This window comes from Rhodococcus sp. 05-2254-6 (assembly GCF_002258565.1).
In the GTDB taxonomy this organism is placed as follows: Bacteria; Actinomycetota; Actinomycetes; order Mycobacteriales; family Mycobacteriaceae; genus Rhodococcoides.
The window spans coordinates 11,814-35,124 of record NZ_NOZF01000082.1 but is presented as its reverse complement, the minus strand read 5'-3'; the positions used below and the strand labels follow the sequence as shown (position 1 = coordinate 35,124).

General features: G+C 66.3%; 16 protein-coding genes. 12 read left to right on the top strand and 4 right to left on the bottom strand.

The genetic code is table 11. The annotated features are described in order from the left end of the window. The first annotated feature begins 148 nt into the window (after window positions 1–148). The 6 genes from CH256_RS10075 to CH256_RS10050 all read left to right on the top strand — a co-directional run bounded on the left by CH256_RS10075 (window position 149) and on the right by CH256_RS10050 (window position 9,883). The gene (locus tag CH256_RS10075) at window positions 149–1,963 is read left to right on the top strand and encodes an Hsp70 family protein (protein WP_231893841.1); all 1,815 of its coding nucleotides are present in this window, start codon (window positions 149–151) and stop codon (window positions 1,961–1,963) included. Between the two features lie 7 nt (window positions 1,964–1,970). Then, window positions 1,971–4,481, top strand: coding sequence for a helix-turn-helix transcriptional regulator (locus tag CH256_RS10070; protein ID WP_094669500.1), 2,511 nt, complete (start codon window positions 1,971–1,973; stop codon window positions 4,479–4,481). A gap of 42 nt (window positions 4,482–4,523) precedes the next feature. Continuing rightward, window positions 4,524–5,663, top strand: a complete 1,140-nt coding sequence (locus CH256_RS10065; protein WP_094669499.1) for a hypothetical protein — start codon at window positions 4,524–4,526, stop codon at window positions 5,661–5,663. Beyond that, the gene (locus CH256_RS10060) at window positions 5,660–7,300 is read left to right on the top strand and encodes an Hsp70 family protein (RefSeq protein WP_094669498.1); all 1,641 of its coding nucleotides are present in this window, start codon (window positions 5,660–5,662) and stop codon (window positions 7,298–7,300) included. The genes CH256_RS10065 and CH256_RS10060 overlap by 4 nt, the downstream gene beginning before the upstream one ends. Before the next feature lie 75 nt (window positions 7,301–7,375). Further along, window positions 7,376–8,674 carry a S1 family peptidase gene (locus CH256_RS10055; protein WP_179272059.1) on the top strand — a complete coding sequence of 433 codons (1,299 nt, stop codon included), beginning with the start codon at window positions 7,376–7,378 and terminating at the stop codon, window positions 8,672–8,674. Window positions 8,675–8,761: 87 nt separating this feature from the next. Continuing rightward, a complete protein-coding gene (locus CH256_RS10050) occupies window positions 8,762–9,883 on the top strand; it encodes a S1 family peptidase (RefSeq protein ID WP_143536548.1) in 1,122 nt (373 codons plus the stop codon). On the opposite strand, the gene CH256_RS10045 is transcribed toward CH256_RS10050, so the two are convergent. Then, window positions 9,880–10,998 (bottom strand): GNAT family N-acetyltransferase, encoded by a 1,119-nt coding sequence (locus tag CH256_RS10045; protein ID WP_094669496.1) that lies wholly within the window; start codon window positions 10,996–10,998, stop codon window positions 9,880–9,882. The genes CH256_RS10050 and CH256_RS10045 overlap by 4 nt on opposite strands. Before the next feature lie 170 nt (window positions 10,999–11,168). Next, window positions 11,169–11,825 carry a hypothetical protein gene (locus tag CH256_RS10040; protein ID WP_094669495.1) on the bottom strand — a complete coding sequence of 219 codons (657 nt, stop codon included), beginning with the start codon at window positions 11,823–11,825 and terminating at the stop codon, window positions 11,169–11,171. A gap of 587 nt (window positions 11,826–12,412) precedes the next feature. Here CH256_RS10040 and CH256_RS10035 point away from each other — a divergent pair. From CH256_RS10035 to CH256_RS10025, 3 genes are all read left to right on the top strand, one after another. Continuing rightward, window positions 12,413–15,730 carry a (Fe-S)-binding protein gene (locus CH256_RS10035; protein WP_094669494.1) on the top strand — a complete coding sequence of 1,106 codons (3,318 nt, stop codon included), beginning with the start codon at window positions 12,413–12,415 and terminating at the stop codon, window positions 15,728–15,730. 171 nt (window positions 15,731–15,901) lie between these two features. Next, entirely contained in the window at window positions 15,902–16,894 is a 993-nt protein-coding gene (locus tag CH256_RS10030; RefSeq protein WP_094669493.1) for a hypothetical protein, read from the top strand. Between the two features lie 89 nt (window positions 16,895–16,983). Next, window positions 16,984–17,253 (top strand): hypothetical protein, encoded by a 270-nt coding sequence (locus CH256_RS10025; RefSeq protein WP_068055411.1) that lies wholly within the window; start codon window positions 16,984–16,986, stop codon window positions 17,251–17,253. Here the strand turns inward: CH256_RS10025 and CH256_RS10020 are convergent. After that, window positions 17,246–19,159, bottom strand: a complete 1,914-nt coding sequence (locus CH256_RS10020; protein ID WP_094669505.1) for a dipeptidyl-peptidase 5 — start codon at window positions 19,157–19,159, stop codon at window positions 17,246–17,248. The two genes, CH256_RS10025 and CH256_RS10020, sit on opposite strands and share 8 nt — an antisense overlap. Window positions 19,160–19,259: 100 nt before the next feature. Between CH256_RS10020 and CH256_RS10015 the strand changes: the two genes are divergently transcribed. Further along, window positions 19,260–19,487, top strand: coding sequence for a DUF3263 domain-containing protein (locus tag CH256_RS10015; RefSeq protein WP_068055415.1), 228 nt, complete (start codon window positions 19,260–19,262; stop codon window positions 19,485–19,487). 7 nt (window positions 19,488–19,494) lie between these two features. On the opposite strand, the gene CH256_RS10010 is transcribed toward CH256_RS10015, so the two are convergent. Next, window positions 19,495–20,232, bottom strand: a complete 738-nt coding sequence (locus CH256_RS10010) for an SOS response-associated peptidase (RefSeq protein WP_094669492.1) — start codon at window positions 20,230–20,232, stop codon at window positions 19,495–19,497. Window positions 20,233–20,319: 87 nt separating this feature from the next. Here CH256_RS10010 and CH256_RS10005 point away from each other — a divergent pair, with 87 nt between their 5' ends. Both CH256_RS10005 and CH256_RS10000 read left to right on the top strand, forming a co-directional pair. Continuing rightward, entirely contained in the window at window positions 20,320–21,570 is a 1,251-nt protein-coding gene (locus CH256_RS10005) for a pyridoxal phosphate-dependent aminotransferase (protein ID WP_094669491.1), read from the top strand. Window positions 21,571–21,798: 228 nt separating this feature from the next. Continuing rightward, the gene (locus CH256_RS10000) at window positions 21,799–23,160 is read left to right on the top strand and encodes a YibE/F family protein (protein ID WP_068055425.1); all 1,362 of its coding nucleotides are present in this window, start codon (window positions 21,799–21,801) and stop codon (window positions 23,158–23,160) included. Window positions 23,161–23,311: the final 151 nt, after the last annotated feature.

Genomic DNA, 23,311 nt, shown 5'->3' with positions numbered 1-23,311 from the left:
CCGCCCAACGGGGCGGATCCCCCCACTCCCCTGGGGGTTGCCAGGGGACTTCGGTTAGGGGATCTAGGCGCTTTAGGGGATTTCACTCGTTGTGCGCTCTAACCTGCTGTGAGACGTAACGAATAATCGGCCACTGCCGACAGTGCGTGTGACGGCAGTAGTACTGACGGCAGTGCGAGACGAAGGCGGCGACACCACGATGAACGCAGGGCTCGGCATACGTATCGGTTCGGTGACGGCGGTGGCTGCTCTGGACACCGAACCCGTCACCTCGGTGGTCAAGCGTTCGGCACTCGACCTCCGTCCGGGCGAGGCCCCGCGTCTGGCAGAGCTCTGGGACCGTTCGACGCGCAATCTGATCAGCGGATTTGCCGACCGGGTGGGCGATCCGGTGGAACTGATCGACGACGACGGCCGCAGTCACCGAGCCGAGGACCTGTACGCCACCGCTGCTCGCGCACTCGTCGCCGAGGTCTCCGCCGGGACCGATGCCGCTCCTACCGTCGTCGTCACCCACCCCACTCGCTGGACGGCGTACACCGCCGAGGTTCTCGGTGAAGCGCTCGAGCGCGCGGGACTCACCGACGTCACGCTGGTACCGGAGTCCGTCGCCACGATGCGGTGGCTCGAAGTGACACGCGGCCCACAGGCCGACGGCCTGGCCGTGGTCTACGACCTGGGCGCGACCGCACTCGACGTCACGCTGATGCGCACCGGCTCCGAGGCAGGCACCGTCGGAACCGGAGTGCATTCGGAGGAGTTCGGCGGAGCGCAGTTCGATCACGCGATCATGCAGTACGTCCTCGACACCGTCTCGGGAAGCCAATCCTTCGAGTTCGATCCCTTCGACCCCGATACCGTCGGCGCACTCGTGGAACTGCGGGCCCGCTGCGGCGAGGCGAAGGAACAGCTGTCCTACGACACGTCCACGTCACTGACGGTCGACCTCCCGGGCCTGCACACCGAGGTACGCCTGGTGCGCTCCGAGGTCGAAGAACTGGTGCGCGCATCACTGCTGGCGTCGATCGGGGTGGTACGCGACGCCGTCACGGCCGCGGGCCTCGACGTCTCCGACATCGACCAGGTGGTACTCGTCGGTGGCAGTTCGGCCATCCCACTGGTCGCCGAGCTCATGTCGTCCGAGCTGCGAGCACCCGTGGTGGCCGGACCGCGACCCGAACTGACCGTCGCAGTCGGTGCCGCGATACTCGGCAGCGACATCGCCGACGCGACCGCCTCAGACAACGCCGCAGCACTGGCTGCGGCACCCACCACGGCCGTGGCGTCCGCTGCGGCGGCCGCCCCGATGCCTCGCCCCACTCCCCGGCCCGCACCGACGCCCACCGCCGTCGACTCCGACGCAGGAATGTCCGGTCGCAAGAAAGCCGGTGTCGTGGCCGGATCCGTCCTCGCTCTCGCGCTTCTCGCCGGCGGAGGATTGTCGGTGGGCACGGCATTGACTTCCGACAACACCACTCCGGCCGAATCGAACGCGGAAACCTCGATCTCGAGCACCGAGACACCGGGAACCAGCGCTGCGGTGGCCGATGCCGCGACGACGACGCCGGCGACCGGTGAGAACGGTGTTGCCGCACCCGGTTCCGAGGGTGCGCCGACCACGGTGGTCAACGCCGACGGAACGGTGACGCAGATCGATCCGGCCACCGGCGCTCCGGTCGCGGGATCGCCTGCCCCGGCCGACAACGGCGCGGCCACGGTGCCGACCATCCCTTCGGTCGCCGCTCCGACCGTTCCCAACTACCAGCCTCCGGCGGTGCAGGTTCCGCAAGCACCGAGCGTGCAGGTTCCCAGCTACCAGGGTCCCACCCTCGGCGATGTCGGACAGGGTGTCGGTGACGGACTCGGCGGAGTGGTCGGCGGCGTCGGTGACGGGCTCGGCGGTGTCGTCGGCGGCGTGGGTGACGGGCTCGGCGGAGCCCTCGGCGGCTTGACCGGCCGATAGGTCGACGGTGACCAGCACTCGATCATCGCTCGTCGGCATCGAGCGCGCCGATCGCTTCGTCCGTGATGCGCTCGTCGCCAATGGATTTCATATCGTCGTCGGAGTCGACGGCTCCGGCCGATCCGCGGTTCTCGATTCCGTGGCGTCGACGGTGGACGTGTACACGGGCACCATCGCCGACGCGCCGTCCGGCTCGACGGTTCTCGTCGACGACGCGCACCTGCTGTCGGAGCAGCGTCTCGACGAGATCGCAGCGGCGGCAACACGCTCGGACATCACCCTGATCGTCGCCACCGCGCCGCGGAGCTTCGATTCCCGCATCGAGAAGCTCGTCGCGTCCGCCGGTTCCAACCGGTTGACTCTGGTTCCGCTGGACAAGGTGGCCATCGCGGCGCGAGCAGCAGCGACCGTTCGACCGATCTCGGCGTCACTCGCCGGTGCCGTCGCCAAGGCGACCGGCGGAATTCTCGCCGCCGTCGATGCGGCAATCGGCGCGCTCGGCGGCGACCGTTCCGATCCGGCTCCACTGCGCGCGGTCGCCGAATCCGTTGCCGAACAACACCGTCGGATGCTGATCGAGACCACCGACGACACGCGGGCACTGCTGCTCGCAGCCCGATTCGGCATCACACCCGACCCTGCGTCGGCTGCGCAGATCGTGGCACGCGCGACCGATGTCGAGTCGATCGTCGACCTGGCCTGCAGCTCCGGCCTGCTCGACACCACGGGCACGTTGATTCCGTCCGCGGAGGCCCCGCTGATCGAAATGATCGGAGAGGCGCGCTGCCGAGCTCTGCTCTCGTCCGTCACCGACATCGCCACCCGATCCCGCCTGCTCGACGCCACCGCGGCACGTGCGTTGGCAGAGCGAGGCGTCGTACATCCGGGTCTCGCAGATTTCCTTGTGCAGCAAGCCGATTCTGCTGCTGTCGAAACCGCGGGTGCCCTGTACGACGCGGCGGTCGACGCGGGATTCGACTCGGCGGCGCTGGCTGCGAGGCGGTCCGAGGTCGCGGCTGCCACCGGGAATCCGGACGAGGCGGCGAGATTCGCCGATGTGGTTCTCGACGGCGCTGCCGGGTTCGATGCGACGGATCTGCGTACGGCGGTGCGGGTGTCGGCGTCTGTTGCCGCGCAACGTGGAATGGCCTCGCGCAGTGCGCAATTGTTCGCGTGGCTCGGCGAGGATCGGCTCGGACCCGACGCCGTGTGGGCTGCCCTCTCGGCCGCGGCGGCCGGTGATCGCAGCGCCGCCGACCGTTCGATGGCTGCCGTGACTGCCCTCGCACCGACGTCGTGTATCGCGTCGGGCAGTCTGCTCGTCACCGGGGTGATCGGGTCGATCGATTCGCGGAGCGCAGCCGCGTCGAGTGCCGCTGCCAACGCACTGATGCGGGCAATGACGTTGACGGGCACTACTTCCGATCGTTCGTGCACCCCGGATACTGCCGCTGCCGTCTCGGCGCTGCACGCGGTCCACTGCGGCGACCTACCCCGTGTCGATTCCATCGTGGCGCGAGCACTTCCCGAGCACCGTCCGGGATCGGAGGCGCACACCAGGTTGAGCCTCGTCGGGGCCTGGGCGTCGATGCTGCGAGGGGATACCGCCGAAGCAGGCGTCGCGATCGAGGCACTCCGGATTCCGGTGTCACACGTGCGCAACCAATTGTTCCTGCACGCGATTCGAGTGGGCCTGGCTCGTAGGTCCGGTGACGCAGGGTCACTGATCACGGCTTGGACCCAGGCCCAGAACGTGATCGCCGAATACTCGACCGACCTGTTCGCGCTGTTGCCTCTGGGCGAATTGCTCTTGGCCGCAACTCGACTCGGCCAGGTGGACCGCGTCGAGCATCTGGTGGCGCAGGCCACCGACCTGCTCGCAGCGCTCGGCGATCCACCCGTATGGGCGTCGGCGCTGCATTGGTATCAGGTTCAGGCGGCCATCGTGGCGCAGACTCCCGACGCGTTGGTCCCGCACGCCAAGGCTCTGGCCGCCGCCGCTCCGACCCATCCGTACAGCGCCGCACTCGCCGGTGCCGGTCGCGCGTGGCTCGGCGTGTTGCAGGGCAGGCCCGACGCGACCGAGGTGGAGAATTCGGCACGCACGCTCACCGCCTTCGGACTGCCGTGGGACGGTGCCCGCTTGGCGAGCGAGGCCGCCCTGACCGTCACCGATACTGCGACGGCAACCTCGCTGCTACACATCGCCAGGTCGTTGCGCCAACCCAGCTCGACGGGTCGCGACAGCCCCAGATCGACCCCGCAGCCGACGGGCTCGTTGAGCGAACGCGAAGCCGAGGTAGCCGAACTGCTGGTACTCGGCGTCACGTATCGCGAGGTCGGCAGCCGGCTTTACATCTCCCCCAAGACCGTCGAGCACCATGTGGCTCGCATTCGGCGAAGGCTCGGGGCGCAGTCGCGCTCGGAGTTGATCTCGATGCTGCGCGCCATGGGGTACGGGGCCTCGACCAGCACAAGTGTGGACACTGTAACTGTGCGGGGACCGGGAGCGACATAACGGCCGAGCACCACTCCCCGATCCAGAACAGGTAGCAGCCCCATGACCGAGCAGCCCGGCAGTGCGAGTGTCGGCACACCGGACGTCGGCCTCCACCTGGACGACGAGCGCGCCGTCGCCGCTGTGTCCCATCCGATCGCGCCCGGACCGTCGCTGCACCTGGCGTCACTGCACTCGACCGTGCTTAACACCCATCCCGACGGCACCGTCTCGCTCGGAGATGCAACCGACGACGACTCCGAGGCCTACACACACTTTCTCGACTCCCTCGCCGACGGCGTGGGTGTCACCGGCAGCAAGGGAACCGTCTTTCCTGCCGAGCAACTGACGTCGATGGCCCTGTTGTGCCTGCTCACCGAGGTGGCGTCGTCCATCGGTCTGCGGCCGGGTGATCTTGCCGCGGCGGCAACCTATCCCGCCCGGTGGACTGCCGAGCAGGTGTTCGCGCTGCGTTCGGCCATGAATGCGCACTGGCTCGCACACGTCGCGCTGGTCGCCGAGGAAGAAGCACTCGCCGCGTGGAACGCATCGCTTCTGCCGACCCTGCAGAAGAAGGACACCGCAATCGCCGCTGCCCGCGGTGCTGCGATTCTGGCTGCGCAGTTCCCCGTCGACGCCGTCACCGAGCAGTTCGCGGTGGTGAGCCCGGCGAGATCCGACCGGCGACCACTGTTCGCTGCGGCAGCGTTCGCCGCCGCGTTGACCGTCGGTGCCGCGCTCTTCGCGCTGCAACTCGGTACGCCCACCGACACCGACGTCCCCACCATCGACAACGCCCAGCTGGTCCCGAGCACGTCGTCGAGCGGCACCGGGTCGGGTGGCCCGATCGACTTCCCCACCGTCGTCGCCGAACCGGCCGCCGAGATCGTTCCTGTCGCTCCGTCGACGGCGACCACCACCACGGAAGAGACGACCCCCACCGAAACCTCCGACCTCCCGCGGAGCGAACCGACCGAGACCGAACCCGGGATCGAGATCGAGACGCGCCCAGCGTTCGAGGCACCCGAGGACGACGACCGCGAGAAGCCTCCCATCGCCGTCGAACCGGTCCGACCGGAACTTCCGGACGAACCAACCGACGAGACCCCCGACACCCCTGAGACCCCCGACACCGACCCGGACGACGGGCAGTCCGTAACCGAACAGATCGCACCGAACGACCGATCGGCGGAGACCCCATGAGCGATGCCGGCCATCTCGGAATAACCGTGGGCAACACCAGGTCCGTCGCGGCCTATCGCGCATCGGCCGAGGACGAACCGACGATCGTCGTCCTCCCGACGACTCTGAGATTCGACGAGGACGGCCGCGCCCACCTCGGTGAACCTGCTGAGTCGGCACCGTTCACTCGGTTCGTCGATCTGGTCGGTCAGCAGGAAAATCTCGAGCCCGACGCCGACGCCTACCGCGCCGATGACCTGATGGCCAACGCCGCCAACTGCCTCGTCACGATGGTGTCCACGAAGGCAGGCGTGCCCAGCGACATGCCCGTCACGACGATGACGTACCCGACGCGGTGGACCCGCGCCGCCGTCGCACTGCTTCGTGACGCCCTCGATCACACGGGCCTCATCGATGTCGCCCTGGCTCCGGACGCGAAAGCCGCCAGCGCATTCGCGCAGCCGAGCCCGGGAGCAGCGGTCACCGTGGTCGACATGGGGGCCACCGGCACCGACATCTCCACCTTTCCCGGCGGTGGAACGGTCCGCACCACCGCCGTCGGCGGAGACGCGTTCACCGACGCCCTCTTCGATCACGTGGTGACCGATCGCGAGCACATCGACCTGTCCGACGCGGCAGTCCTGGCAGCCCTTGCCGGCGTCGTCGCCTCGTGCGAGGCCGCCAAACAGACCTTGAGCACGGCCGACGTCGCCACGATCTCGGTCGAACTCCCCGGTGTCTCGCAGTCCGCGACGGTGACCCGAGCCGAGTTCGCAGACCTCGTCGCGCCGTTGCTCCGCCGGCTCGACGTTCCGGGGACGGGCACTGTGATCCTCGCCGGCGGCAGCGCCGCACTTCCGTCGGTGGCAACCGGCATCACCGAACGCTCGTCGGGCCCGGTGCTCGTCGAGCCGCTCGCTGCCACCCGCGGTGCCCTGCTGCTGGCCGAGGTCGAGGATGTCGACGGCAACTCCATGGTGACCGGTGCCGCGCCGATCGTCACCCGAAACGACGGCACGGAGTCCCTCGACACCGACGCCATCCCGGTCGTCGCGCCCGCACCGTCCCTCGCGTTCTCCGAGGCGATCCCTGCGGTCGCTCCGGTGTTCGCTCCCTCGGAATTTCGATCCGAGCCGATCGTTCCGGTCGACGAGAACACCTCGACCACCGATCACTCTCCGGCCGTCGCCGCTGCGCCGGTAGCGGCGAAGAAGGAACGCAGCGAGCGTTCGCGGACGATCGCCACCATCGTTGCCGGTGCAGCAGCAGGCGTGGTCATCGTCCTCGCGATCGCAGCACTGAGCGGAGTGTTCGGTGACGCTCCCGCCGCGACACCCCCGACCGTCACCGATGCCGGCTCGCCGATCGTCACCTCGACGCGCGCGCCCTCGACCACCACCGCCACCTCCGTCGAGCCCGTCTTCGTACCCGAGGTCGTCGAACAGCCGGACGAGCCGTACGTGGCACCCGAACCTGCTCCCCTGCCTGCTCCCGCGCCCGCGCCGGTGCCCGCCCCCGCGCCCGTGGTGCCCACCACGACGCCTGCGGTCACCACGACTCCGGTGACGACCACCCCGGTCGAGACGACGACTCCGGCTGAGACCACCACGACCTCGGATACGGCCACCACCCCATCCGAAGAGCTCGAAGAACCCTGAGCTGCGCGATCACGGATTCCGAGCCCGATGCCCTAGGGTGGGGCGCTGATGACAAGCACCCGATGAAGGGATTTCATGCGTAACACCGGGGCGCTGCGTGCTGCAGTGCTGTGTTCGACGGCTTTTGTACTTCTTGCTTCGTTCTCCGGGACAGCAGCAGCAGAACCCGTCGTCCAGTCACCCGCCGACCAGCTTCCCCGCGAGCTCGTCGAAGCCGTGCAGCGAGATCTGAAGATCTCTCCGCAGGAGTATCTCGATCGGGCGGCCCGCGCGCAGGAACTCTCCGAATACGCATCGGACTTCCGGGCCAGCCGTCCGGCAGATTTCGCCGGTGCCTGGATCGGACCCGACGGCAATGCCGTCGTCGCCGTCACCTCACCTGCTGCGGCGCAGGCCGTCGCCAAGGACGGATACGCCACCGCGCAGTCGCCGGTGTCGGCAGACGGACTCGAGAAGTCGCTGGCAGACCTCAACAGTTGGATTGCCGGCCTCCCTCGCGAGATCTCCGAGCAGATCAACGGAACGGCCATCGACTTCATCGACAACCAGATCGTCATCGATCTGGTGAACAGCCCGATCGGTAGCGCGCTGAACCTGCCCACCCTGCTGGCGAACATCAAGGTCATTCTCTCCCCCGGCGGAAACAAGCCGGTCGACCCGACTCCGATGGGCGGCGACACCTACGTCACCACCTCGGGACCCATCGCCGACGCTCCGGCCACCGACATCAGCATCTGCTCGTTCGGCTTCAACGCCGTCGACTCCTCCGGTTCGGCCGTCAATCTCAGCGCAGGCCACTGCAACCCCGCCAAGGCCACCGGATCCGGCGGCGCACCGGTCTACCTGCCCGATCCGGCCGACATCTCGCGCAGCACGCAGATCGGGTCGTTCGATCGGTCCAGCCTGGGCGCAGAGGACGGCCTCGACTGGTCGGTCATCGCCCTGAACGGCACAGGCATCGCGTCGGGACTCGACCGCCCCACCGTCCGTGGAGCGAACGGCAGCACCGTCACCGTCACCGGAACCGCATCGCCGGTCATCGGAGCGCCGGTCTGCAAGTCCGGGCAGTCGTCGTCGTTCACCTGTGGAGTGGTTGCGGCCGATCGGGTCGAGACACAGCTCTACATGGAGGACGGCACGTCCCGCACCGTTCGCGGATTCGCCAGCACCGCATGCACTCTCGCGGGTGACAGTGGCGGTGCCATCGTGACCGGAACGCTCGCGTTGGGAATCACCAGCGGATCCAACAGCGGCGGCGCACCCGATTGCAACGAGGCCAACCTCGCGCTGGCGCAATACGGTGGCACGGCAAGCCTGGGCATTCCCATCGATCAGGTCACGCGCGCGACCGGAAGCACACTCCGCACCGAATAGTGGGTACGGCGGGAGCCCTCCACCGCCTATAGTCGTACGACGGGTGAACGGCATCACATCTGCAGATGCCCGGGGGGAGAGGTTTCTATGCGTCGCCGAGCGTTCCGGCTGTCGATGTTCGCTGTGCCGATTGTGGTGATGGCGGCCGTGTTCGCGCCCACCGCTGGGGCAGATCCGGTTGCCGACACGATGCTGCCTGAGGCGTTGGCCGACGCGGTTGCCCGCGACCTCGGGCTGTCTCCGCAGCAATTTCTCGACCGAGCGGACGCAGCCCGCCGACTGGCCGAGTTCACCGACACCGTCGGTTCCGAAGGCGTAGCGAGGGCATGGCTGGACGAGGACGGACGTCCCGTCGTCGCGGTGGCGGACGGACCGGCCCACGCCGACGTCGCAGATGCCGCGTCGGCCAACGGTTTCGGGATCGACGCGTCGCCCATCGAGCTACCGCCGGCAATTGTCGATGCCGTCCAGCCGCTGTTGGACCTGCTCCCGTTCGATCCGTCACCGACGGCAGGCCCGATCCGTGCGAGTTCGTATCTCGGCGGTGACAGCTTTCTCGCGGGTACACCGGCCGGCCTCGGTCAGCGGTGCTCCCTCGGATTCAACGCCGTCGACCCGACGCGCGGATCGGTCAACATCACTGCGGGCCACTGCAATCCGAACACCACCGACACCGGTTCCGCGGCACTGACGGGCGCGTATCCGATGTACGGCAGTCTGGTGGGCTCGAAATTCGGAACGTTCTATCGAACCAGCCAGTCCCGCAACGATTACGCCTTGATCGACATCGACGACGCCAATGCCGCCGAATTCGAGAGCAACGCCGTGCGAGTCCCCGGAGCAGGCCCACTGCACGTCACCGGGACGGTGGACCCGATCGTGGGAGCACCGGTGTGCAAATCCGGATCCAGAACCGGATTCAGCTGCGGCACAATTCTTTCCACCGGACAGCACGTCGCGCTGGGCGACAACGTCCTGGACCGTGGCTTCTCCACCTCCATCTGCGCGCTACGCGGAGACAGTGGCGGCCCTGTCGTCAGCGGCACCCTCGCGGTCGGCATCGCCAGTGCATCGAACGTGGGCGATCAGCCCTCCTGCGAGGTCGCGACCGTCGTCAGCATGCTGCAGGGTCAGCGGCCCGAGCTGTTCGCCACCCCTATCAACGACGTACTCGCCGAGAACCCGGGCCTGACGATCCGAACGTCCTAGCCCGTGGACGGTCGCAGACGTGACAGCGCCGCGTAGCCGACTCTTCGCGCATGCGCGAACCCGGGCGACAACTCCCATCGACGCACCAAGCCGACCAGAATCCGAGACCCGACCATGCGTGTGGGGACGCCCACCACGGCCAGCACGTCGTAGCCCGAGGTGGACCAGGACTTCTTGATGTCGTTGACACCGACGCCCAGGTCCAGCACGGTCACGTCGAGCTCGTCGTGGCTCTGGACGAACCATTCCATCATCTGATGCCCGGGTTGATACTTCGCAACCTCGGGATCGTAATGCGTCAACCAGGCTTCGAGTCGAGCTCCGGTCCGAACACAGATCTGATGCGCACGCCATCGCCCCTCCACACTCACCCCGGAGAGAGTCAATCTCCCGGCCGCTGCTTCGCGAGCCAGGAAGTCCTTGGCCGACGCCGACGGGTCGGCGGGCGATTCCTCCGCAAGGTAGTCGGTGCGATCGCTGTGGAGCGTCGACGCGGCCGCCAAGCGGGATATGTCCGCCCAGCGTCGCTCGAAGTGCTTCGCATCGCGGATGGTCTCCATAGTGAGAGGACTCCCGGCCCGCTCGGCCTGACGTCTGTACTTTCCGAGCCGCTTCAGCGAACTGTGCCCACGCACGTCCCGAGCGGTACTTCCCTCCGGCACGTCGATCACCGGAACTCGCTCCCGCACGATCGACTCCGAACGCCACCGCTGATGCGCACCGAGCGCCTCGACGGCGTTTCGATCGCCGATCATCGAATCCGCGTAGAAGATCAGACCGCAGCGGTCGACGGCATCCCACAGGACACGAGACGACGCGTCGTCCTCGCTGAGCAGTTCCGTCGGAACGCCCTGCCCGGCCCCGAGAATCTTCGCCACCTTCAGCGGACCGAGTCGCGTCACGAACATCGGGGCCAGGGCCACCAGACGCGTACCTCGACGCACGTGTACGAAGACCAGCTCACTGCCCGCAGGTCGCGGTGCATTCAACGCATAACTGCGGCGAGAAGAGAAGACCGTTCCGACTCGCTCGGCCAGTGCGTCCCACTCGTCGCGAAGTTCGTCGGACAGCGTTCTGTCCACGGCTCCGATAATGGGTTCGTAGTCGGTTTCCATGCTATTTACTTTACGGAAAGTTTAATAAGCGTGTGAAAGCACTTCTTCGTTGCACTCGATCCAACGGTGCTCGTACGGGTGCGGCGGTCGCCCGAACTCGACGCCGACCCACCCAGAACGCAGAAAACCCGCACCCTCGACGAGAGTGCGGGTTTTTGGTGAAGACTTGCTTACTTGGCCCAGACCGTGGTGCCCGGTGCCGCGTTCAGCGTGTTGATCAAGTCGATGCCTGCAACAACGAGGGTGGGTCCGCCGGCAATGATCGTGCCCGCGATGCCGCCGATCGTTGCACCGAGCGGTACCGACGCCAAGCCGACGGGGCCACCGAGGAAGCCGAGTCCACCGACAACAGCACCGATCGCGGTGCCGGTGAATCCACCGATCGCGGTCGCGATTCCCAGCTGCGAGGAGAAGTTCTGCTGCGCCTTGAGGTTCTCCTCGGGCGAGGCGACGGTCGTTGCGCCGATGCTGCGCGAGTTGGCCGAAGCCTTCGTGAAGTCGAGATCCGGGATCAGACGCAGGGTCTTGCCGTTGTCGTCGACGTTCTGCTCGTACGGGAAGTTGAGTCCGCCGAGGTTGAACGACAGCGGGAGAGTCACCAGCGTGTTGTCGGCGGCGTCGAGGACGTCGACGGTCTTGCCGTCGTCGGCGACCTTGAAGACGCCTGCGTCGATGGTGGTGACGATCGTGCGATCTTCGAGATCGACGGTGTAGTTGGTGTCACCGGGGGCCGTTTCATCGGCGGGCTGTGCGTACGCGGTTCCGCTGGCCAGGCCCATCGCGACTGCGACGAGGGCCGACGTGACGACCAGTTTGCTGAGTTTCATGTGGAGTTCAGTTCCGTTTCTGTGGCGTTGAGTGCTTGGCAGTACCGCTAGGCAGCCGTCAAGCGCAAAGTCACCCCGATGACTCTTTTGCGACTTTTGGTGCGCCCGAATTGTAGCGTAAGAATCGGACCGGTCGTTGTCCTTTTGTGACAGGTTCTCCACCTGTCAGTTACCCACTGTCACAAACATTTTGGATATTCGCAGCACAGCGACTCGAGTCACGTCATGCTGGGATCGGAGATGTCGATCGTTCGAACGATCGAGGAAGACCGAGCGCGTGATCCCACCGGCCCCAGGCGGCCCGTCGGCGACATCCCGCCACACGAACGGAGTAGGTAAGGACTGCCTTCTCGACAGCACCTCGACGGCCTACGCATACGGTGATCTGCGAGACAACCTACCGACGAGTTCAGCCCACCCGTCGGACGGCCTCACTTCCCCACCCACCAGCACCGCTTCACTCGGTGGTGCTAAGTTACCCGTCAGTACGGCAAAACTGCTACTGGCGAGTAACATAGTCCGTCAGCCAGCTCGACGGGCCGAACCCGCGGTAGCCCCCAGCTGCCACCTGAACGAAAGGCCGCGACATGAACGCCCTGACGATCACGTTGGGCACAGTCGGTGCTCTGCTCAGCCTCGTGTGTTGGTACGTCTTCATTCGCGGGGGCCTGCGGATGTTCAACATCGTGCGACTCGGCCAGCCGGCACCCGACCGCTGGCGACCGATAGTCCCTCGCTTCAAGCAGATGGTCGTCGAGTTCCTGGCGCACACCAAGATGGTCAAGTTCCGCACCGTCGGCTGGGCGCACTGGCTGGTCATGATCGGCTTCATGCTCGGTGCCATCGTCTGGTTCGAGGCATACGGCCAGACGTTCAACCCCGAGTTCCACTGGCCCATCATCGGTGACACCGCGGCCTACCACCTCATCGACGAGCTGCTCGGACTCGGCACGGTCATCGGCATCACCACGCTGATCATCATTCGCCAGCTCAACCACCCGCGTAAGCCCGAGCGTCAGTCGCGCTTCGCCGGCTCCGGGTTCAAAGCCGCCTACTTCGTCGAGGCCGTCGTGCTCATCGAGGGCCTCGGCATGGTGTTCGTCAAGGCAGGCAAGATCGCCACCTACGGGCATGGGAACCCGTACACGGACTTCTTCACGATCCGCTTGGCCGAGCTGCTGCCCGCCAACTCGAACATGGTCGCGGTGTTCGCGTTCATCAAGCTGATGTCCGGCATGATCTGGCTCTACATCGTCGGTTCACGCATCAACTGGGGTATCGCGTGGCACCGCTTCACCGCGTTCCCCAACATCTACTTCAAGCGCATGGACGACGGTACCGTCGCCCTCGGCCCGGCCAAGCCGATGATGTCCGGCGGCAAGGTCCTCGAGATGGAAGAGGCCGACCCCGACGTCGATGCGTTCGGCGCAGGCAAGATCGAGGACTTCAGCTGGAAGGGCTGGCTCGACTTCACCACCTGCACCGAGTGCGGACGCTGCCAGTCGCAGTGCCCCGCCTGGAACACCGGCAAGCCCCTGTCCCCCAAGCTGCTGATCATGTCGCTGCGCGACCACAGCCACGCCAAGGCTCCGTACCTGCTGGCCGGCGGCAAGAAGGACATGGCGGGCGACGAGGTCGGACTCGTCGACTCCGAGGGCAACGTCGACCAGAAGGCGCTGGACGCCATCCCGCAGAACGCTCGGGACGAGGCCGATCGCAAGCTCGTCGCCGACGCCATCGAGGGCGGCATCATCGATCCCGAGGTGCTGTGGAGCTGCACCACGTGCGGTGCCTGCGTCGAACAGTGCCCGGTGGACATCGAGCACGTCGACCACATCATCGACATGCGTCGCTACCAGGTGCTCATCGAATCGGAGTTCCCGTCCGAGCTCGCAGGTCTGTTCAAGAACCTCGAGAACAAGGGCAACCCATGGGGCCAGAACTCCAAGGACCGCCTCAACTGGATCAACGAGATGGACTTCGACATCCCGGTCTTCGGCCAGGACGCCGATTCGTTCCAGGACTACGAGTACCTGTTCTGGGTCGGCTGTGCCGGTGCCTACGAGGATCGCGCCAAGAAGACCACCAAGGCCGTCGCCGAGCTGCTCGCCACCGCAGGCGTGAAGTTCATGGTGCTCGGCGCGGACGAGACCTGCACCGGCGACTCTGCTCGCCGCGCGGGCAACGAGTTCCTGTTCCAGCAGCTCGCCATGCAGAACATCGAGACGCTGAACAGCGTGTTCGACGGTGTCGAGCAGAGCAAGCGCAAGATCGTCGTCACCTGCGCGCACTGCTTCAACGCGCTCGGCAACGAGTACCCGCAGGTCGGCGGTGACTACGAGGTGGTGCACCACACGCAGCTGCTCAACCGCCTCGTGCGCCAGAAGAAACTGATCCCGGTGGCCTCGGTCAGCCAGGACATCACCTACCACGACCCGTGCTACCTCGGCCGCCACAACAAGGTGTACGACGCTCCGCGTGAGCTCATGGCCGCGTCGGGCTCCAATCTCAAGGAGATGCCGCGCCACGGTGAGCGGTCCATGTGCTGTGGTGCCGGTGGCGCTCGCATGTGGATGGAAGAGAACATCGGCAAGCGCATCAACATCGACCGGGTCGACGAGGCACTGGCGACCAACCCGAAGAAGATCGCCACCGGTTGCCCGTTCTGCCGCGTCATGCTCACGGACGGTGTCACTGCACGTCAGGAAGGCGGCGCACACGAGGGCGTCGAGGTCGTCGACGTCGCGCAGCTGATGCTCGAGTCGATCACCCGCGTCGAGTCCTCGGTACTGGGCGAGAACATCAAGGTCATCCCCCGCGAGCGCACTCCGGAGGAGAAGCTCGCGACCGAAAAGGCGATGGAGGTCGAAGAGGCCGAACGCATCGCCCCCGTCGAGGAGCCGGCCGAGGCGAAGTCCGCTCCGGCAGCTCCGGCGCCCAAGGCCGGCGGCGGTCTGAAGATGAAGGGTCTGGCCAAGGCTCCGGGAGCGAAGGCACCCGGTTCTGCCACCAAGGCCGAAGAGCCTACGGAGGAGGCTGCACCCGCGGCCAAGCCCAAGGGTCTCGGAATGGCAGGCGGCAAGGCACCCGGTGGCAAGGGTCTGCAGATGAAGGGCAAGGCACCCGGCGCGAAGGCGGCTGCACCTGCACCTGCCGACACTGCTGCCGAAGCTCCTTCTGCCGAGGCCTCGGAATCGACTCCGTCCGTCAAGCCCAAGGGTCTGGCTGTGAAGTCCGGATTCAAGAAGCCGGGTGCCAAGACACCAGGTAAGCCGGCCGAGGGCACCGCGGCTCCCGCCGCGGAGCCGTCGACCACTGACGCACCTGCGGAATCGGCTTCTGCTGCAACCGAATCCAAGCCGACCGTCCAGCCGAAGGGTCTGGCCGTGAAGTCCGGATTCAAGAAGCCGGGAGCCAAGGCACCGGGTAAGCCTGCCGCCGAGGCTCCGGTCTCCGACGACACTGCTACCGAGGCACCTGCTGCTGAGGCACCGGTTGCCGAGGCTAAGGCGTCGGAAGCACCCGCCGCCGAGGCTGCCGCAGAATCCAAGCCGACCGTCAAGCCCAAGGGCCTGGCCGTCAAGTCCGGGTTCAAGAAGCCGGGCGCACGGACACCTGGTGCAGCAGCGGCAACACCCGCCGAGGCGTCGGACACCACCGAGGCACCAGCCGAGGCGTCGGACACCACCGAGGCACCAGCCGAGGCATCCGCGGCCGAAGCACCCACCGAGGCACCCGCCGAGGCGTCGACCACCGAGGCACCCGCCGAGGCGGCCAGCACCGAGGCACCAGCCGAGGCATCGGACACTCCGTCCAGTGGTTCGGATGACCGCACGCCACCCAAGCCGAAGGCCGGTGGACTCGGATTCGCCCCGGGAGCCAAGGTTCCAGGTCGCCGGAAGTAACCTCACACCCCCTTTTACCGACTACGCGCCCTTGCTCACTGCCGAGCAGGGGCGCGCAGTCGTCTGTAGGGGTGTGAGGTCCACTCCCACGAGTTATCCACAGGCAGCGAGTTATCCACAATCGGCCACTGGGGTCTTGCCGAAACCGATTGCGCCCGAGAGCATTTCTTCATGACCCGCATCGTCTCGCGATCCGACGCACTCTCCCGCGGAATTTCCGACGCAGAATTGCAGCGCTACTGCCGAACGCGAGCATGGCGTCGACTCCGTCCCGGACGGTTCGTCAGCAGAGACGAATTCGACGCCCTGCCCAGGGAAGACAAGCATCGAGTGATCACCGAGGCCGTGTTCGACGCAACCATCGCCTCCGACGCCGTTGTCAGCCATGTGAGTGCGGCTGTCTTCCACGGTCTCGATGTGTGGAATGCCGACCTGAGCCGGGTGCACATCACGCGCAATCGCGCCCGGGGCGGAGGTCGGAGCAGCGCCGTTCGAGCGGTGCACACCTCGCCGTACACCGACGAGGAAGTCGTGGACTTCGACGGCGTTCGGGTCACCGCTCTGGCGCGCACAGTTGCCGATTGCGCTCGCTCACTTCCGTTCGAGACTGCTGTCTGTATCGCGGACTTCGCGGCGAGAGCACGCGGACTCGCTGCCGAAGATGTTGTTGCAGCACTGGATTCGTGCACGAACCATCCGGGCAATCGGTCGGCACGTCGGGTTGCGGAGTTCATGGACGGCCGGTCCGAAAGTGTCGGGGAGTCACGCACCCGCGTGGTGCTACGTCATCTGGGCTACACCCCACAGCTGCAGGTACCGATCACGGATTCCCGTGGCTTCGTCGGGCGCGTGGATTTCGATCTGCCCGACATCGAGACTGTTCTCGAATTCGACGGCAAGGTGAAGTACGGGCGCTACGTGCCCGAGGGGAAGTCTGCGGCCGATGTGTTGTGGGAGGAGAAGCGCCGCGAAGATCGCATTCGCGCAACCGGCCGTCAGGTGGTGCGAATCGCCTGGTCGGATCTCGATCGCCCCGAGCTCGTCGATCGGATGATCCGCGATGCTGCCGACAGAGCCGGCCGACGCCACCGAGCGACCCTTCTACCGACCGCGCGCCCGTCCTCGCGTCGAAATGCAGGCGCGCACCCTGCAAAAGCGGTGTGAGGTTCCCGCGAACCCCCCTCGGAAGTAGCCGAATCGGACATCGTGAGTATGGTCGGACGCGAAGGCGTACCGACAAGTAGGGAGCAGGCATGACCGACGACGCGGACAAGCTCTTTCGCCGCTACGACGAGTGGTGGACGGCTCTGTCGCCGGACGACCGAGCGCACGTCGAGCAGTGTTGCGAATCCGGCCGCACCGACGAGCGCCTCTGTGCACTCATTCTCGAGAACGACGGCCCGTCGAAGGCAGCGTTCGAGGTGGGCAGCAAGTTGTCCGAGGGCAACAGCAAGTACTGCGCCATCCCCAGTGCACTCCTCGAGTTTCTGGAAGCGAAGCGCGCGCACCCACCACTCAGCTAGCGGGACGCCACAGCTGCAGCTCGGGGATTCCGGGCGGCGTGAACCCCATGACCTGGCCGTAGAAGGACAGTTCGGATTCTCGCGCGTTCACCTGCGTTTCCAGTTTGCGGAATCCGTGCGACTCACCCGCATAAGCCAGGTAGGCGTGCGGTATCCCCTTGCTCACCATGGCATCTCGGAATCGTTCGGCCTGCGACGGCGGCACGATCGGATCGTCGAGTCCCTGCAACAACAGCACTGGGCAAGAGAGTCCGTCGACGTTGTTCACCGGTGCCCGGGTGCGGTACAGATCGATGGCCTCGGGCAACGGTCCGATGAGCCCGTCGATGTAGCGGGACTCGAAGTCGTGGGTCTCGGCAACGAACAGCTCGAGCTCCGCCACTCCGAAGTACGATGCGCCGCAAGCGAACACATCGGACGATGTCAGCGCAGCCAAGACCGTCCACCCGCCCGCGGAGCCACCTTCGATCGCCAATCTGGCGGGGTCGGCGAGTCCACTGTCGGCCAGCCCCTGCACCGCGGCGATGGTGTCTTCGACGTCGACCACTCCCCACTGCCCGCGCAGCCGGTTGCGGTATTCGCGGCCGTATCCACTGGAACCGCCGTAGTTCACATCGACGACGCCGATGCCGCGGCTGGTGAAGTAGGCGAACAACGGGTTCAGAGCGGGTGCCACGTGCGCCGTGGGGCCGCCGTGGACGAAGGCGACGTACGGCGGCAGTTCACCGTCCAGGCCTTCGTAGTCGGGGTTGCGCGGCGCATAGGTGATGGCGTGCACCTCACGGTTCGGCCCCTGGAACGTCACCTGACGCCCCTCGGGGAGGTATGCGCTGTCGGGTACGGACTCGAAACCCGAACGCACAGAAGTCAGTTCACGAGATTCGAGGTCGAGTGCGAACAGCGCGCTTGCCACGTACGCTCCGCCGCCCTTGATCAGCACGGTCGAGCCGGAGCGCCCACCGAGCCCCACCGAGGTCATACCGTCGAGCGCGATGTCCTCCAGCACTCCGGACGCCGGGTCGAGCAGCGCAAGGGTGTCGGTGCCGACAGTCCGCACGGTGAGCAGTGTCCCGTCGTCCAGCACCTCGTACCAACTCGATCCCAACCGCCACAGTGGAGCACCGAAATCCGCGTCGAGCGTCAGCAGCGGCGTGACCGACCCGTCGAGCTTGACCGAATACAGGTTCCACCAACCACTTCGGTCACCGATTGCGTACAGCGACTCGTCGTCGATCCATTCCGGTTGCAGCACCGATTCCTCGGTCGAGCCGAGCAGAACCGTCCAGGACGACGGCTCGGCCAGCGAGGCGACGCGCAGTTCCGTTCCGTCCCAGGGCATCTGCGGGTGGTTCCACGCGATCCAGGCGATGTGGGTGCCGTCGGGTGACAGTCTCGGGAACGCCAGAAAGTCCGAACCCGCCACCAGCGAGCGCACCCCGCCGCCGCCGAGATCGATGGCCACGATGTCTCGGGACACCGCGCCTGCGTCGTGCATCTCGCGAACTGCGATCACGTCGGTGCCGACCACCGAGAGGTCCGCGTACCGAATGCTCGACGCCACAGCCGGTTTCGGGGTCAGCGGGACGGGTGCGGCGCCGGGGGTGAGTCGGTAGACGCGTTGATCGGAGAACTCGGCGAACACCAGGTCTCCGTCGGCCGTCGCAGTCCAGGCTCCCCCGCCGTATTCGTGGACGCGGGTGCGGGCGTTGAACGGTGCGGGCAGAACCGGCTGCACTTCTCCGTCGACATACCGGCAGATGGCCGTTCGGCCTTGTTCGGCGGGCCGCAGTTCCGACCACCAGATCTCGCTGCCGACGAAGCGCCCGCCCTCGACGGGGTGGCCCGCCGACGACAGATCTGCTGCGGTGATGGGCGAGGGCCAGGATCCGAAGGCGAGAGCAGTCACGCCGTCCACCTTAGTGAACTGACATGCACGTAACGCGTTGTTCACCGGCCCTTCAACCATGACCCGGATGATGGGGGTCGAGTAGCACTAGGGGGACACCATGCGCCGGACCACTACCCATTCGGTGGACCACGAAATTCTGACCTTCGGCCGAACCTGGCGGGGATACGGCGGAGGCAGCGACGAGGACATCTACGTGGCATTCGGCATCGACGCGCGTACCTACTTCCAGCGATTGCGTCGCATCCTGGACTCGCCGGTCGCCGAGGACCTGTCCCCGGACGAGCGGTCCGCGATCGCCGACATCTGCCGCACGAGACTCGCCTGAGCCACCGCTACACCGGTACCAACAGCTCCGGGCTGTTGTTCTTCACACTGTTGACCGCGGTACTCACCTCGTAGGGCTCGAGCCGCGCCTCAGGGATGGCCGCCAACAGATCCTGCACGTCGCCGAGATCGGTCACAGTGGGGTCGAGCCAGCTCGCGCGCAGCTCCGGCGGAAGCACCACCGGCGAGCGATCGTGAATGTGCCCGAGCGCATCGGCTGCAGGAGAGGTGAGCACGGTGACCGACCAGACCCACCGATCCTCGTCGTCCTCGGCCTTGGTGGGGTCTCGCCACAGCTCGTACAGGCCGGCCATCGCCAATACTCCAGGAGTGGAGCCCGCGGAACGACCACTATCCAAGCCCTCGTGCAGGAAGTACGGCACCTTCGCGCCGTCGCGCTTTTCCCACTCGTAGTAGCCGTCTGCGGGCACGATGCATCGTCGACGGCTCGCCGCCTTCTTGAACGACGGCTTCTCGGTGATGGTCTCGGACCTGGCGTTGATCAGTCGAGAACCGATTTTGGCGTCCTTCGCCCACGAGGGGATCAGGCCCCAGCGCACCGACCGCAGTTGTCGCACGGCGTCGGCCTCGGGTTCGTCCTTCGGTGCGCGCTCGAGCACCGTCCGGACCGTCTGGGTGGGGGCCACGTTGTACGACGGCGGCACCTCCGCACCGACGGTCTCGGCGATGTCGAACACCGCCTGCAGGTCACTGTCACTCCGGGTACTGGCATACCGTCCGCACATGGAACGAGATTGTTCCACCCGCCACCGACATCTCGGGCGAAACAACCTCGTGGAATTACGTGGCACCCACCTGGCACGATGTGACGGGTGACCACTCCGCAGATCCACTCCCAGCCGCGTTACCGCACGTTGCAGCAGTCGACCAAGCTGCAGAACGTGCTGTACGAGATCCGCGGGCCGGTACACGCCCATGCCGCGCGGCTCGAGGCGGAGGGGCACCGCATCCTCAAGCTCAACATCGGCAATCCGGCCCCGTTCGGGTTCGAGGCCCCCGATGTGATCGTGCGGGACATGATCGCGGCGCTGCCGGTGGCGCAGGGGTACTCGGAATCGAAAGGCATTCTGTCCGCGCGGCGCGCCATCGTCACCCGATACGAGCTCGAGCCGGGCTTCCCCGAGCTCGACGTCGACGACATCTACCTCGGCAACGGGGTGTCCGAGCTCATCACGATGACGATGCAGGCACTGCTCGACGACGGTGACGAAGTACTGATCCCGGCTCCGGACTATCCGCTGTGGACGGCGATGACGACACTGTCCGGCGGCAAGGCCGTGCATTACATGTGCGACGAGGAGAACGGCTGGAATCCCGATCTGGCCGACATCGAGTCCAAGATCACTCCGAAGACCGTCGCACTGTTGGTGATCAATCCCAACAATCCGACGGGTGCGGTGTACTCGAAGGAGGTGCTGCAGGGCATCGTCGATCTCGCACGCAAGCACCAGCTGCTGCTGCTCGCAGACGAGATCTACGACCGGATTCTCTACGACGACGCAGAGCACACCTCGCTGGCGAGCCTGGCTCCCGACCTGCTCTGCCTCACGTACAACGGACTGTCCAAGGCGTATCGAGTGGCCGGTTACCGCGCCGGCTGGCTCGCGATCACCGGACCGAAGAAGCACGCCGCAGGATTCATCGAAGGTATCGACCTTCTCGCGTCGACGCGACTGTGCCCCAATGTGCCTGCGCAACATGCCATTCAGGTCGCTCTCGGCGGATACCAGAGCATCGAGGATCTGATCCTGCCCGGCGGCCGTCTGCTCGAGCAGCGCGACGTCGCATGGGAGAAACTCAACGCGATTCACGGCGTCTCGTGCGTCAAACCGCGGGGTGCGCTGTACGCGTTTCCGCGACTCGACCCCGAAGTACACGAAATCTACGACGACGAAAAGCTGGTCCAGGACCTGTTGCTGCAGGAGAAAATCCTCGTGGTTCAAGGCACCGGATTCAACTGGCCCGGCCACGATCACATCCGCATCGTGACTCTGCCGTGGGCGCGAGACCTGGCGGTGGCGATCGAGAGGTTCGGTAACTTCCTCGCGTCGTACAAGCAGTGACACCGGAAGTTACTCGAAAGTAGTTGAAAGTGATGCACAAAACATCGGTGTGATCCCGCCTCAGCGACGAATGATCTGTACATTGGCGGACGGCACTTCGGTGCCCGCGAGCCCTGGTCGTCCCCTCCCCCCCCGGGTCGGTCAGGTGGTGGCGGGGGACGCCCCCCCCTGCTCCCCGCCACCGAGCTCCTCGCATCTGTCACCAACCTGGCCCCGTACTAGCCTTGCATGGTGGAACCACACGGCAATCCTCCCGACGGCACCAAGCCGAGCCTCGACTCCTACGCGGGCCACGGGCACGGGCACGGCCACAGCGATACTCCGGTTCCGTTGGGACCGGTGGCGGCCAAGGTCGTCGTCGGACTGTTGGTCGCCATTGCCATCGCCGTGATCGGTGGTGCGATCGCTCTGTGGCCGAGCCAGCAGAGCGTCGACATCCCGTTGCCGTTCCAGACCTCCGGCGGTGGCGCAGTGTCCACCGAGGCGGGCACCATCACCTCGCAGAGCATCGGGCCCTGCGGAAGTCCCGACGCCGGAAGACCGTTCACCGGTGACCCGACCCCCGCGGTCAACGACTCCTACGAATGTCAGCGCAGCATCGTCGACATCACCACGGGCGAGGACGCGGGCAAGCGCACGGTACTCGAGATCGCTCCGGGGCCCGGGCAACCGACCCTGAGTGCCGGCGAGGACATCCGGTTGGTTGTACAGACCGACCCTGCCGGTGGAGTCCGCTACTCCTTCAACGACTATTCCCGCGGGCTACCGTTGGCGCTGATCGTCGGCGTGTTCGCGGTGGTCATCTGCATCGTCGCCCGCTGGCGGGGATTCCGTGCACTGGTCGGCCTGCTCATCGCGTTCGCCGTGCTGGTCGTGTTCATGCTGCCCGCCCTGCTCGACGGTGCACCCGCCATTCCGGTGGCCCTCGTCGCCGGTGCGGTGATTCTCTATGCCGTGCTCTATCTGGCGCACGGTGTGAACCTTCGGACCAGCTCGGCGCTGCTGGGCACCCTCACCTCGATGGCAGTGGCGGCGGTGCTGTCGTACGTCGCCATCCGCATGACCCACCTGACCGGATTGTCCGAGGAACAGAACACCGCCGTACAGACGTACATTGGCAACGTCAGCGTCACCGGTCTACTGTTGGCCGGCTTCATCATCGGCTCGCTCGGTGTGCTCAACGACGTGACGATCACGCAGGCGTCAGCGGCCTTCGAGCTCGCCTCGGTGGACGAGACGGCGTCGCGGCGCGAGATCTTCACCGCGACGATGCGGGTGGGTCGCGATCACATCGCCAGTACCGTCTACACGCTCGTGCTCGCCTACGCCGGTGGCGCACTGCCGCTGCTGCTGCTCTTCAGCGTCGCCGACCGATCCATCCAGGACGTACTCACCGGCGATTCGGTGGCCATCGAGATCGTCCGCTCCGCAGTCGGCGGTGTGGCGCTTGCCCTGTCGGTTCCGCTGACCACGGCGATCGCCGTGCTGTTGGCCCGCCCCATCAACGTGGGCGGGCCCTCCAACCGAGCGCAGCGCCGGGCGACGGCACCCACCCGCAAGAGCAGGCGCTCCGGTCGTCACAGCGCGTGAGCGGCTCCGCCGCACGTGAGTGGAAGCTCGTAGTGGGCTACGAGTTTTCGTGCACGTGCGGCGCAGCCGCTCAGGCGAACGCAGCGGCGACGGTCTCCGACAACAGTGCACCGTTGTGCGTGCTCAGGCCGGCTTTGAGACCCGGGTCCGC